Below are 13,043 nucleotides of genomic sequence, written 5' to 3'. Positions count from 1 at the left end.
ACCAGTCGTCCTCGCGTTGCTGCGGGGTTTCAGGCCTCGAGCGGAAACGATCTGCCGGGGCCTCTGTAAGGGGTGGATTATATGCGACTTCATACCGTGCTGTTGACCTCCAGCGTTCTCGCCGGGTTGAGCATCCTGCCCGCATCGGCACAGACCGCTTCCGCCGACGGACAGACCCAGGCTCCGGGCGCGGTCACCGAAGCCCCATCCGCCGCCGCCACCCCGGATGGCGACATCGTCGTCACCGGCATCCGCGAGAGCCTGCGCAGCGCGATTTCGGTCAAGCGCAAGGCCAACGCCGTGGTCGACGTCATCACGTCCGAGGCGATCGGCAAGTTCCCGGACCGCAACGTCGCCGAATCGCTGTCGCACATCCCCGGCGTCAGCATCGACCGCCGCTTCGGCGAGGGTGAGAAGGTCGCGATCCTGGGCACCGACCCCGCGCTCAACCGCATGCTGCTCGATGGCCATGCGCTCGCCTCGGCCGATTGGGGCGGCAACGACAACGATCCGTCCAGCCGTACCTTCAACTATTCGCTGCTCGCCCCCGAGCTCGTCGAGCGGCTGGAAGTCTACAAGTCGCCGGAACCGCGGATCGAGGAAGGCAGCCTCGGCGGTACGGTCATCGTCCGCACGCGCCGTCCGCTCGATACCCCGGCCAATTCGATCTTCGCGTCGGGCGGCTACACGTACAATGATCGGTCCGACAAGGGGAACGTCCGTGGCTCCGGGCTCTACAGCTGGAAGAACACGTCCGACACGTTCGGCGTCCTCGTCGCGGCGACCTATGACAAGCAGAGCCTCACGCGCGCGGGTGTCGAGTTCTTCGGCTATGACAACGTCGCGGCCAACGCCGACGGCACGTACAGCAGCCCGTTCGTCAACCGTGCCGCCGATGGCACGCTGAGCCTGAAGAGCCCCGGCGCGACGATCAACGGCGGGACGATTTCGGACCTCTACAAGGCCGCCTCGCCGTTCGGGATCAACTACGCCTATTTCCAGCAGACGCGCGAGCGCAAGAGCGTGTCGGGCACCGTCCAGTATCGTCCGGTGCAGAACCTGACGCTGACGCTCAACGGCCTGCACATCGACGGCAATTACAACAATTACAGCCAGTCGATGTATACGATCCCCGGCGCGTGGACCGGTGACGTGCTGACCTCGGCGACGGTCAGCAACGGCGTGGTGACGGCCGCCTCGTTCGCGGGCGCCAAGAACCAGAGCGCGCAGCTCGATACGCTGGTACGCCGCACGAAGCTCAAGACCGACAACATCAACCTGTTCGCCGATTGGGAAGGTTCGGGCGGTGCGAAGGTTTCGTTCGCCGGCGGCTGGAGCAAGGCGACCGGGGGTCGGAACCCGGAATATCTCTTCAACGTCCAGACCAAGCTGCCGTACAGCTATGCCTTCACGCCGAATTCGGCGACCGTGAACTTCGTCGGTGATCCGACCAACGCCGCAAACTATTTCACCAACCCGAACAACAACCCCGCGCAGATCGAGGGCAATCCGGTCGTCGTCAACGGGCGGCAGCTGATCGGCGCGCAGATCGGCGGGCAGGATTTCAGCGTCACGACCGATCGCGACATCTTCGGCGGCTATGATGCGACCATCCCGGTTTCGTTCGGGCCGTTCACCGAAGTGCTGCTCGGCTCGCGCGTCACGGACCACATCAACCGGATCGACGGTCGCGGCATCAACACCTATCTGACGACCTCCCTGCTGGCGTCGCAGCTCAACGTCCACACGCTGTCCACGCCGGGGGGCTCGTTCAGCGGCAGCGGCGGCAACGGCAATGCCACGCAATATCTGAACCTGCCGGAACAGTCGGTGATCGACATCCTGGCGAATGCGATCAACAGCCCGCTGATCGACAAGATCGGCGCGACCACCAAGGTCAAGGAAACGGTCGTCGGTTCCTATCTGCAGGCGAACTTCAACCAGGCCGGGTTCCGCGGCAACATCGGTGGGCGGCTGGTCTATACGCGGGACGTATCGGACTATGCGCTGACGCTCGCCACGGCGGCCAATCCGACGCCTGCCCCCACGCCGACCAGTTCGACGACCGATTATCTGAAGTTCCTGCCCAGCTTCAACATCGCGTACGAAGCCAGCAAGCAGCTGATCTTCCGTGGTGCAGTCGCCAAGGTGATCTCGCGGCCCCGCTACCAGGATCTCGCGGCGTCGATCTCGCAGAACGACACCACCTTCGACGCAAGCGGCGGCAATCCCGATCTGAAGCCGTATGAATCGGTCAATTACGAACTGACCGCGGAATTCTACCCCCGCGCCGGGTCGCTGTTGGCCGTCGAGCTGTTCCGTCGCGAAATCTCGAACTACATCATCAACTTCCGCCAGCAGGGCGTGACGCTGTTCAATTCGCTGACGGGTCAGCTGGACAATCGCTACACCGTCTCGCGTCCGGTCAACGGCGGCAAGGCGAAGGTCAACGGCGTGCTGGTGTCGGGCCAGGCCGAGATCTGGGGCGGGTTCGGCCTCCAGGCGAACTATTCGTATCAGGACAGCAGCACCTCGTCGGTCGACGTGACGGGGACCGCGCTCAACCTGCCGTACCTGTCGCGGCATACCGTCAACGTGATCCCCTATTTCGAAAAGGGGCCGTTCCAGGCGCGCCTGAGCTACAATTATCGCTCGTCCTACTTCCGCACGATCGGCCGCCTGGGGTCGCGCGAGATGGTCGCGCCGTACAATCAGGTCGATCTTTCGGCGAGCCTCAAGCTCAACGAGGCGATCACCTTCTCGGTCAACGCCCAGAACCTGCTCGACGAGACGTACCTGCAGTATAACGGCACGCCGGATCGTCCGACGGCCTTCTACAAGAACGGCCGCACCTTCGTCGGATCGGTGTCGTTCCGCATGTGACGCAGCGCCTGGCGCCGACTGCGACCGCCACCCGCGACCGCCGTCCGGACCCTGTCCGGGCGGCGGTTCCGTTATCGGCGCGATGCGCGTAAGGCGCGGCGATGGCGCGCCTGATCCTGCTCAACAAACCCTATGACGTCCTGTCGCAATTCACCGACGCGAAGTCCCCTACCCCGCGTGCGACGCTCTCCGATTATGTCGCGGTCCCCGGCGTCTATCCGGCGGGGCGGCTCGACCGCGACAGCGAGGGGTTGATGCTGCTGACCGACGATGGCCGGCTGCAGGCACGGATCGCGGACCCGAAGTTCAAGCTGCCCAAGACCTATCTGATCCAGGTCGAGGGCGATCCCGACGACGCGGCGCTCGCGCCGTTGCGCCAGGGGGTGCGTCTCAAGGACGGGATGACGCTGCCCGCCGAGGTAGAGCGGATCGACGACCCGGCGCTCTGGCCGCGCGATCCGCCGGTGCGGTTCCGCAAGAGCGTGCCCGACGGCTGGATCACGCTGACGATCCGCGAGGGCCGCAACCGGCAGGTGCGGCGAATGACCGCGGCGATCGGGTTTCCGACGCTGCGGCTGGTGCGCTGGCGGATCGGGGAATGGACGATCGAGGGACTGGCCCCGGGGGCGATGCGCGAGGTGCTGGTGTAGCGGGCCTCGGGCTCGGTGAGACACTGCCCCAGCCCCGACCCCTCCCCTGAAGGGGAGGGGAGAACTTCTTTTCCGTCGCCCTTCCCCTGCAGCGAACGGAGTCATTCTTCTTCTTAGCCCCTCCCCTTCAGGGGAGGGGTTGGGGTGGGGCCGTCCAGCACGCCCGACCCCAATCATCCGCCCCGACTCACCCCCTCGACAAAGCCGTCGCGCGTTCGCGCAACCGCTCGATCGCGGCCGCGTGGATCCCCGGCACCGACGTCACCACGCCGAACGCCTGCGCACGCGGCGTATTGAAGGTCAGCGCCTGTCCCAGAGCATCGGTCACGCGCGCGCCGGCCTCGGCCGCGATCAGCACCGCCGCCGCCACGTCCCATTCCCAGCCCCAGCGCAGGGTCGCGACCAGATCCGCCTCGTCCGCCGCCACCATCGCGATCCTGAGCGCAATCGAATTGGGCTTGGCCACCGCCACCAGGTCGCGATCGACCTTGGGCAAGGCGTCGGTCGGCACGCGCGCCCCGCCGAACACGCGCCGGTCGCCGACCGCGAGGCGGACGCCATTGGCCCACGCCCCCTGGCCCAGCTCCGCGCGAAACACCTGTCCCCGCGCCGCCGCGTCCAGCACACCGATCACCGGCTGGCCGCGCTCCACCAGCGCAACCGAAACGGCCCAGCCATCGCGCCCGCGGATGTAATCGCGCGTCCCGTCGATCGGGTCGACCACCCACAGCCGCGAACGGGCCAGACGATCCGCATTGTCCGCCGTCTCCTCGGACAGCCATCCCGCATCGGGCAGCAATGCCGACAGCCGCTCCCGCAACAGCGCGTTCACCTCGAGGTCGACCGCGCACACCGGGTCGCCCGGCGCCTTTTCCCAGCGCGCGAAGTCGGTCCGCCACTGGCGCAGCGCCAGCGCGCCCGCTTCCGCCACGATGGCGGCGACCGCATCCGTCAGACCGGGTTCAACCACTGGCGACGGTCATCCCCTCGACCCGCAGCGTCGGCACGTTGGTGCCGTAACGGAACTCGAGATCGTTCGCGGGCGTCAGGTTGCGGTACATGTCGCGCAGGTTGCCCGCGATGGTGAATTCGGCGACCGGCCCGGCAATCTGCCCGTCGACGATCCGGAATCCCGCGGCGCCACGCGAATAGTCCCCGGTCACGCCATTAACGCCCATGCCGATCAGCTCGGTCACGAACACGCCGTTCGCAATGTCGGCGATCAGCGTTGACACCGGCACCTTGCCCGCGACCATATGGACGTTGCTCGGCGACACTCCGGGCGATCCGCCGACGCCGCGCGAGGCGTGGCCGGTCGGCTCCAGCCCCAATTGCCGCGCCGAGGCGCTGTCGAGCAACCACGCCTCGAGCATGCCGTGCTCGATGATCGCGGACGGGCTGACCGGCAGCCCCTCCCCGTCGAACGGGCGCGAGCGCAGGCCGTGCGGGCGATGCGGATCGTCCAGCACGGTCACGCCGGCCGAGAACACCTGCGTCCCCAGCGCATCGAGCAGGAAGCTCGTCTTGCGCGTGATCGCCGATCCCGAGATCGCGCCCATCAGATGGCCGAGCAGGCTCGATCCGACGCGCGGATCATACACGACCGACATCGGACCGCTCGCCAGCCGCCCGGGGTTGACGCGCGCGACGGCGCGCTCGCCCGCCTTGGTACCGATCGCCTCGGGTGCCTCGAGCGCATGGCGGTGGCGTGCCGAACTATAGGCATAATCGCGCACCATCTCGCCACCGCCCTCGGTCGCGCCGGCGAGCACGCTTGCGGAAAGGCCGTAGCCGGTTGCGGCGTAGGCGGCCGCAAAGCCGTGGCTCGTCGCGAGCGCCCAGATCGAGCGCGACGCGCTCGCCGAGCCGCCCTCGCTGTTGGTCACGCCGGGCACCGCCCGCGCGGCGTCCTCGGCGGCGAGCGCGACTTCACGCAGGCTTTCGGGCGAGGCGCCGCCGCCATCGTCAAGGTCGAGCAGCGGCGGCGCGCCGCGCATCAGGCGTTCCTGTGGCGCGAGCCCGGCCCAGGCGTCCTCGGGCGCCTCGCGCGCCATCGCGACCGCGCGCTCGACCAGGGCGGCGATCGAATCGTCCGACAGGTCGGAGGTGGACACGCTCGCCGAGCGCTTGCCGACGAACACGCGCAAGCCAAGGTCGGCACTCTCCGAGCGCCCGACGTCCTCGAGCGCCCCGAGCCGGACGGAGATGTCGAGCGACATGTCGGCGGCATAGACGGCATCGGCGGCGTCGGCTCCGGCGGCGGTGGCTCGGGCGACGATGGCGGCGGCGCGGTCCTGCGCCTGATCGGGGGTCAACATGGGTTGGACTTAAGGTGTCGCACCGCGCGATGCTAGAGCGGTTTCGTCCGTGTTCCCCGCTCAGAGCGTCGTGCCCACCACCACGCAGGCGAGAAACATCAGCAACCCCGCGAACCGGTTCGACCGAAACCGCGCCAGCGCGCCTGCGCCGTCATCGGGGCGCAGCGTCGCGACCTGCCAGAAGAAGTGCAGGGCGACCGGCAGCAACGCCGCGACCGCCAGCCAATCCGGCCGCAGCACCCAGATCGCGCCCGCCCACAAGGCCAGCGCCGCGGCATAGAAGGCGGCGACGCCCGCGCGCACCCTGTTTCCCATCCTCAGCGCGGACGACCGCACGCCGATCAGCGCATCGTCCTCCCGGTCCTGCAGCGCGTAGATCGTATCATAGCCCACCACCCAGCAAATCGACCCCGCGTACAGCAGCAGCCCCGGCCACGAGAGCGTCCGCGTGATCTCCGCCCATCCCACCAGCGCGGCCCAGGAGAACACCAGCCCGAGCCATATCTGCGGCCACCAGGTGATCCGCTTCATGAAGGGGTAAGCCGCGACCGGCGCCAGGCTGCACAGCGCGACCACCGCCGCGAACCCGTGCAGTTGCAACAGCACCGCCAGCCCGACCAGGCACAGCAATACCAGCCACACCGCCGCCGCCCTGACCGAAACCGCGCCGCTCGCGAGCGGACGGCTGCGGGTGCGCGCGACCTGCCGGTCGAGATCGCGGTCGATGATGTCGTTGAACACGCACCCCGCGCCGCGCATCGCGATGCTGCCGAGCAGCAGCCACAGGATCAGGTCCCAGCGATCGATCGTCCCGCCGGCCAGCGCCACGCTCCACGCGCCGGGCCAGAACAGCAGCCACCAGCCGATCGGCCGATCGAACCGGGCGAGCAGCGCGAACGGCCGCGCGGGCGCGGGCAACAGCGCGACCATCCCGCGATGCTCGGTATCGGGGGTGAGAAGCGGCGCGGAGGAGGGAGAGCGGGACATGCCCCCGCCGTAGCGCAAGAGGACATGCCGGGGAAACATTGCGCCTCGCTTTTGCCATCCGGGCTCGGCACAGAGAACGGGACACCCGCCCGCGGCGGCCGCCATTCCGTTCGGTCCTGTCGCCCGACGCCCGGAGAACCCTGCCTTTGGTCCATCTTTCCGTCGCGATCGGGCGCTTTTTCGAAGCCTTGCTCTGGGCGGTCGCGCGCAGCGTCGGGATGGTCACCGCCTGGGTCGTGCTGGGTGCGATCGCGGTCGGGCTGCTCGCCGTGCTGGTGCGCGCGGGGTTCCGGCGACGCTAGGATCAGATAGGCGCGCCGATGCCCCCCGCCGCCAAAGTCCCGGGATCGGACGCGAGACGTTGCGTGGCGATCGTCTCCGCGGCCGTCACGACGCTCAAGAAAACCAGGTGTTCGGCTGATCGGTAAAGCCGAAGAAGCCGACGTTCCATCCGCTCGGGGTTCGCACCAGGTCGAATTCCCACCGTGTCACCATGTCCCGATGTTGCACGAGATAATATTCCCGCGTCGCCATCGTACCGACGTTGGTCGTGGACACGCGTTCGTACGATATGACCGGCCCATACGCCTTGACCGCCGCGTCGATCTGGCCGGTCATTTGTTCGCTGAAGCCCGCATGCTTTGCCCACAGGGGCGACGCTGCCATCAGCTCTTCCACCGCCTGGCCCCCTTTGCCAGCCTTGAGCGTCGCAAGAAACAGCTGGACCTGGCCATCGGCGGCCGTCGCTTCTTTCTGCACGGCCGGGGCGGCCGCCACCGGCAAGGGTCCAGCCAGTGCCAAGCCCGCCAGCGCGAAGATCATCGTTCGGCGCATTGGTATCTCCCCGTTCGTATCGAAATGGCGTGACGCGCCGACGGTGAATGATCGCCAGCGTTCGATCAAGCAATCTCCGGTGGGGACCGCCGGGTACTGCGCCAGCGCCCCTGTCCTACAGGCCCCTGTCCTACAGGCCCCCTGTCCTGCTATACCGCACGGTGCTCTTTGACAGGATCCCAACTCCCATTCGCTGCGCGGAACACTGGCGATCCGCACGGCGATTCCGCCTAACTTTCCCCTAACTTTCCGCCCCCGACCCGACCCCAATCACCGCGCGGGCGCGGGATGGCTCCGCCGGCCCGAGCAACCCAGCATAGATCGCCAGCACGACCGCCGCGCCCGCGGCGCCCCAGATGCTGGCGGTGCCGAAGCTCCGGTACATCAGGCTTCCCACCACCGCGCCGCCGACCAATCCGAGCCACAGCGCGAGATACGGCGCCCATGCCCAGCGCGCCCCGCCCAGCATTGCATCGGCCAGGCGCTGCCCGAACTTGACGAGCGTACCGGTCATGTACGTGACCCCGATGCTCACTTCGCCCGCGCGCTGGAAGGTGGTGTTCACGCACCCCATCGCCGCCGCCATCAGCGGCGTCGCCCAGCCGCCCGCGCCCGCCAAGTCGAGCCAGCCCGCCACCGCAAGCAGCGCGCCGACCACCAGCAGGATCACGGGCTTGCGCCACACCCCCGCCGCCGCCGCGATCAGCGTGCCGAGCACGACGCCGCCGACGAACGCGCCGAGCAGCCCGATCGCGACCCGCGCGACATAGGGGTCGACGACCAGGCCGACCGCAAGCCGGGTCGAATTGCCGCTCATGAACGACACGAACAGCCCTCCGAGCTTGAGGAAGCCGACCGCGTCGACATAGCCCGCCATACTCGACGTTCCCGCCGCGAGCAGCCAGACGCGCGTGCTGTATCGTGTCATGGTCGAATCCTCAGCGTCTTCCCCGGCGAAGCAGGGTTCGCATGCGCACGATTGTGCAGCGGCGGCAATCCGCCCTAGGAAGCCCCATGCCCGCAACCCCCGCATGGCCCCCGCAATCCACCCCGCGCCTGTTCGTCGAGCACCCGCTCGCGCCCGGCCCGCTGCGCGTCGAGGGCACGCAGGCGCATTATCTCGCGACCGTGATGCGGATGAAGCCGGGGGACCCGGTCAAGCTGTTCGATGGCCAGTCGGGCGAATGGCTCGGCGTCGCCGCGAGCGTCGGCAAGCGCGACCTGATGCTCGACGTCACCGAGCGCTTGCGCGAACGCGAGCATGTCCCCGACCTGTGGCTGTGCGCCGCGCCGATCAAGAAGGGGCGGATCGACTGGGTCGCGGAAAAGGCATGTGAGCTCGGCGTTGCGCGGCTCGTGCCCGTACTGACCCGCCGGACGATCGTCGACCGGCTGAACGGCGAACGGCTCCGCGCGCACATGGTCGAGGCGGCCGAGCAATGCGGCCGGACCGCGGTTCCCGAGCTTGCCGAACCCGTGAAGCTGACCGCGCTGCTGCGCGACTGGCCTACCGGCCGCGCGCTGTATTTCGCGGATGAAACGGGCGGCACGCCCGCCGCCGCCGCAATGCGCGACGGCCCGGCGAGCGCCGCGATCCTCGTCGGTCCCGAAGGGGGATTCGACGATGCCGAACGCGAAGCGATCCGCGCGGTGCCGGGCGCGACTGCGATCACGCTCGGCCCGCGCATCCTCCGCGCGGACACCGCCGCGGCGGCGGCAACGGCGCTGTGGATGGCCGCGCGCGGCGATTGGTAGGTAGCGGATCGAAACCCGCTGGCGGGCGACGCAACGCGGCGCTAAGGCGCGACGATGACGACCCGCTCCGACACCATCAAGACCTCCCCCCTGATCGAGTCGCGCGACCAGCTCGTCGCCAGTTTCGCGAGCGGGGAAAAGCCCCCGGAACGCTGGCGGATCGGTACCGAGCATGAGAAGTTCGTCTACGCCGACAGCGACCACCATGCGCCGAGCTACACCGAGAAGGGCGGCATCCGCGACCTGCTCGATGCGCTCCAGGCCTATGGATGGACGCCGGTCGAGGAGAATGGCAACGTCATCGCCATGACGGGGAGCGACGGCTCGATCAGCCTGGAGCCCGCCGGCCAGTTCGAACTGTCGGGCGCACCGCTCGAGACCCTTCACCAGACCTGCGCCGAGACCGGCCGGCATCTGGAACAGGTCAAGGCGATCGGCGAGAAGTTCGGGATCGGCTTCCTCGGCCTGGGCATGTGGCCGGACAAGACCCGCGCCGAACTGCCGATCATGCCCAAGGGCCGCTATGCGATCATGCTGCGGCACATGCCGCGCGTGGGCACGATGGGTCTCGACATGATGCTGCGCACCTGCACGATTCAGGTGAACCTCGACTACCAGTCCGAGGCGGACATGGTGCGCAAGTTCCGCGTCGGGCTCGCGCTGCAACCCCTCGCGACCGCGCTGTTCGCCAATTCGCCGTTCACCGAGGGCAAGCCCAACGGGATGCTCTCGTACCGCAGTCATATCTGGTCGGACACGGATCCGGCACGCACGGGGATGCTGCCGTTCGTGTTCGAGGATGGCTTCGGTTACGATCGCTACACGGAGTACGCGCTCGATGTGCCGATGTACTTCGTCTACCGCGAGGGCCGCTATATCGACGCAGCGGGGCTGTCGTTCCGCGATTTCCTCGAGGGCAAGCTATCGGTGCTGCCCGGCGAGACGCCGACGCTCGACGACTGGAACGACCATCTGTCGACCGCCTTCCCCGAGGTACGACTCAAGACCTTCCTCGAGATGCGCGGGGCGGACGGGGGTCCGTGGGGGCGGATCTGTGCGCTGCCGGCCTTGTGGGTCGGGCTGCTCTACGATGCTCAGGCGCTCGATGCCGCGTGGGATCTCGTCAAGCACTGGACGATCGAGGAGCGCCAGGCGTTGCGCGATTCGGTCCCCAAGCTTGGCCTCGATTCGCCGATCGCGGGCGGCCGCAAACTGCGCGACATCGCGGGCGAAGTGCTCGACATCGCGCACGCAGGCCTCGCCACGCGCGCGCGGCTCGATACGAGCGGCAATAACGAGACCGGGTTCCTGGATCCGCTCCGCGAAGTCGTGCGCAGCGGCAAAGTGCCTGCCGAAGTGCTCTTGGAAAAATATCACGGCGTCTGGGGTGGCGACGTTTCCAAGGTCTATGACGCGCTACGCTTCTAGGTTTACCGCGATGTCTCGGGGGGTGCCGCCAGGCGCGCCCCGATCAGCCCGACGATCTGCTGCCAGGTTTCGGCAACGGACGGTTGGTCGGGCGTAGCGGCCTCGACCTGCGCCTGGGCTACACCGAGCGCCCGTGCGCCGAACGTCTCGACCATGACGTTCGCCATGGCTTCGATCTTGTCGGATGTCCCGGACACGGCAGTGGTCATGGCACGACGCTCCCAACACAGGGTTCACTGCCGGATACCCGCCGGGTCGACAGCGCACCATAGCGCAATATGCTCTATTATGGCATTGATTCTGCACCGGGGATTTATGGAAGTGCGGATTCTGCAAAGCTTTTTCGATCCCGATGTGCCGGTGGCCCACGTTCTCACCGACTTGGCCGGCACGTATCTGTCGGTCGACGACGCCTATTGCGAGATCCTCGGTCGCGAGCGAACCGAGTTGATCGGCCGGGTCGCCGTTCAGTTTACCAACCCGGTCGAACAGGCCCGCCACACCCGTGCAATCGCGCAATTGCGCGACTCCGGCGCCCCGCTCACGATCAGCAAAAGCTACGTCCGTTCGGACGGCAAGCTCATGCGGGTCCAGAACCGGGCTTCGGTCGTGTCGGACGGGATCGGACCGCAGCGCTTGGTCGCGACCGTCCGCCCGCTCGCCGACGCGATGCCGATCGGTACGCTCGAAAGCAACTTCATCACCGTAACGCGGATGTTGCGCGCTCGCCGGGGCCGTAGCGATGCGTTCGGCGCCGAGCGCTTTGCCGGCGCGAAATGGGACATCGCGCTGGCGTGCTTCAAGCTGGAATGTGTTGGCCCGCGGCTGTCGATCGGCGACATCTGTCGGGAAATCGGGCTCGATCCGACGTCCGGGGCGCTCGACGTGCTGGACATGGTCGCGCGGGGCGACCTCGAAATCGAAAATGCCGGATGCGGTCTGGAGGATTCATCCGTTCGAACCTCGACCGCGCTGCAAGCCGAGCTCGCCCGCTATCTGTCGCAATATGGCGGCCCGCCGCCCGGCAAGGTCTGATACGCGCCGCAATTGGGGCATCAGCCTTGCCGCTCGATCCAGACGCGGGCGGGCCGCGCGACCATCGGCATGCGTCGAGGCCAGACACCCCGCCAGCCCGCATTCGGCACTTACCGCCGACAAAGGCCGGGCGTGGGCGGGACCGGCCGAAGGGGCAAGGGCGGCGTCGGGAAACATCGCCCCCGGGCGTGTCCGAAACGGGTTGGCGCAGCGTAAGGCATGCGGTGGCGTGTGCGGACGCTACCCTCGCAGCATCTTGATGATCGCGGAAAAGTCCAGTCCGCCCTGTCCGTCGTCAGCGAACCTCTGATACAGTTCGGCCGCCTTCGTCCCCATCGGCGTGTCCGCCCTTGCGCCGCTGGCCGCTTCGGCGGCGAGCTTGAGGTCCTTCAGCATCAGCGCGGTCGCAAATCCCCCTTGATACTCGTGGTCGGCGGGGGTGTCGGGCCCAACCCCCGGCACCGGGCAATAGCGCGTCATCGACCAGCTTTGCCCCGAGGAGACGCTCGAGATATCGTAGAAGGTCTGGGCGTCCAGCCCGAGCTTTTCCGCCAGCAGGAACGCCTCGCACGTCGCCACCATCGTCGCGCCGAGCAGCATGTTGTTGGCGATCTTCGCGGCCTGGCCGGTGCCGTTGCCGCCCGCGTGAATTACGGCCTGCCCCATCGCCGCGAGGATCGGCTTGGCCTCGGCGAAGCCCGCGTCGGTACCGCCGACCATGAAGGTCAGCGTGCCCGCATTGGCTGCACCGATTCCGCCAGAAACAGGCGCGTCGACCGCAGTGATACCGTTGGCGAGCGCGGTCTCGGCGACCCGCTTGGCGGTGGCGACGTCGATCGTCGAGCAATCGATCAGAAGCGTTGTCGGCAGGATGTTGGCCGCGAACAGGTCTGCATAGACCGCTTCGACGTGACGACCGGCTGGGAGCATGGTGACGATCGCTTCGGCATCCTCGGCCGCCTCCGCAGCAGACTCCACGGGCAGGCAGCCAGCCGTTCTGGCGCGTTCAAGGGCTTCGGACGACAGATCGAACGCGCGGACGTCATGCCCCGCCTTCGCAAGATTCGCGGCCATTCCGCCGCCCATGTTGCCCAGGCCGATGAATGCGATGCGTGCCATTGTTTCTCTCCTTATTCTTATTCCCCACTCCCGC

13 protein-coding genes are annotated in these 13,043 nt (G+C 67.6%); 6 read left to right on the top strand and 7 right to left on the bottom strand.

Features of this window, described 5'->3' with window-relative positions:
* Positions 1–81: 81 nt before the first annotated feature.
* Both L8G49_RS06295 and L8G49_RS06290 read left to right on the top strand, forming a co-directional pair.
* Complete coding sequence (locus tag L8G49_RS06295) at positions 82–2,883, top strand: TonB-dependent receptor (RefSeq protein WP_242183358.1); 2,802 nt, start codon at positions 82–84, stop codon at positions 2,881–2,883.
* A gap of 101 nt (positions 2,884–2,984) precedes the next feature.
* Positions 2,985–3,533: a pseudouridine synthase gene (locus tag L8G49_RS06290; RefSeq protein WP_242139439.1), complete on the top strand. Its 549-nt coding sequence runs from the start codon at positions 2,985–2,987 to the stop codon at positions 3,531–3,533.
* A gap of 187 nt (positions 3,534–3,720) precedes the next feature.
* Here L8G49_RS06290 and L8G49_RS06285 read toward each other — a convergent pair whose 3' ends face one another.
* The 3 genes from L8G49_RS06285 to ubiA are packed head-to-tail and all read right to left on the bottom strand — an operon-like array spanning position 3,721 to position 6,838.
* A complete protein-coding gene (locus L8G49_RS06285) occupies positions 3,721–4,503 on the bottom strand; it encodes a 3'(2'),5'-bisphosphate nucleotidase CysQ (protein ID WP_242183356.1) in 783 nt (260 codons plus the stop codon).
* Positions 4,496–5,851: a metallopeptidase TldD-related protein gene (locus L8G49_RS06280; RefSeq protein ID WP_242183354.1), complete on the bottom strand. Its 1,356-nt coding sequence runs from the start codon at positions 5,849–5,851 to the stop codon at positions 4,496–4,498. Before L8G49_RS06280 ends, L8G49_RS06285 begins: the two co-directional genes overlap by 8 nt.
* A 60-nt stretch (positions 5,852–5,911) precedes the next feature.
* Entirely contained in the window at positions 5,912–6,838 is a 927-nt protein-coding gene (gene ubiA, locus L8G49_RS06275) for a 4-hydroxybenzoate octaprenyltransferase (protein WP_242183351.1), read from the bottom strand.
* A 146-nt stretch (positions 6,839–6,984) separates the two neighbouring features.
* Here ubiA and L8G49_RS06270 point away from each other — a divergent pair, with 146 nt between their 5' ends.
* A complete protein-coding gene (locus tag L8G49_RS06270; RefSeq protein ID WP_242139435.1) occupies positions 6,985–7,140 on the top strand; it encodes a hypothetical protein in 156 nt (51 codons plus the stop codon).
* Positions 7,141–7,234: 94 nt separating this feature from the next.
* Here L8G49_RS06270 and L8G49_RS06265 read toward each other — a convergent pair whose 3' ends face one another.
* Together L8G49_RS06265 and L8G49_RS06260 are read right to left on the bottom strand one after the other, a co-directional pair.
* Positions 7,235–7,672, bottom strand: a complete 438-nt coding sequence (locus L8G49_RS06265) for a hypothetical protein (RefSeq protein ID WP_242183349.1) — start codon at positions 7,670–7,672, stop codon at positions 7,235–7,237.
* Between the two features lie 241 nt (positions 7,673–7,913).
* Complete coding sequence (locus L8G49_RS06260) at positions 7,914–8,600, bottom strand: YoaK family protein (RefSeq protein WP_242183347.1); 687 nt, start codon at positions 8,598–8,600, stop codon at positions 7,914–7,916.
* A gap of 86 nt (positions 8,601–8,686) precedes the next feature.
* Between L8G49_RS06260 and L8G49_RS06255 the strand changes: the two genes are divergently transcribed.
* Complete coding sequence (locus L8G49_RS06255; RefSeq protein ID WP_242183345.1) at positions 8,687–9,427, top strand: 16S rRNA (uracil(1498)-N(3))-methyltransferase; 741 nt, start codon at positions 8,687–8,689, stop codon at positions 9,425–9,427.
* Positions 9,428–9,481: 54 nt separating this feature from the next.
* On the top strand, positions 9,482–10,855 hold the full coding sequence (locus L8G49_RS06250) for a glutamate--cysteine ligase (protein ID WP_242183343.1): 1,374 nt from the start codon (positions 9,482–9,484) through the stop codon (positions 10,853–10,855).
* 2 nt (positions 10,856–10,857) lie between these two features.
* Here the strand turns inward: L8G49_RS06250 and L8G49_RS06245 are convergent, their stop codons facing one another.
* A complete protein-coding gene (locus tag L8G49_RS06245) occupies positions 10,858–11,064 on the bottom strand; it encodes a hypothetical protein (protein ID WP_242139430.1) in 207 nt (68 codons plus the stop codon).
* A gap of 106 nt (positions 11,065–11,170) precedes the next feature.
* On the opposite strand from L8G49_RS06245, the gene L8G49_RS06240 reads away from it, so the two are divergent.
* The gene (locus tag L8G49_RS06240; RefSeq protein ID WP_242183341.1) at positions 11,171–11,890 is read left to right on the top strand and encodes a PAS domain-containing protein; all 720 of its coding nucleotides are present in this window, start codon (positions 11,171–11,173) and stop codon (positions 11,888–11,890) included.
* A gap of 240 nt (positions 11,891–12,130) precedes the next feature.
* Here L8G49_RS06240 and mmsB read toward each other — a convergent pair whose 3' ends face one another.
* Positions 12,131–13,009 (bottom strand): 3-hydroxyisobutyrate dehydrogenase, encoded by an 879-nt coding sequence (gene mmsB / locus L8G49_RS06235; protein ID WP_242183339.1) that lies wholly within the window; start codon positions 13,007–13,009, stop codon positions 12,131–12,133.
* Positions 13,010–13,043: the final 34 nt, after the last annotated feature.

The sequence above is a fragment of the Sphingomonas sp. CARO-RG-8B-R24-01 genome, assembly GCF_022662295.1.
Classification (GTDB): domain Bacteria; phylum Pseudomonadota; class Alphaproteobacteria; order Sphingomonadales; family Sphingomonadaceae; genus Sphingomonas.
This window is presented reverse-complemented; position numbering and strand designations above follow the sequence as displayed.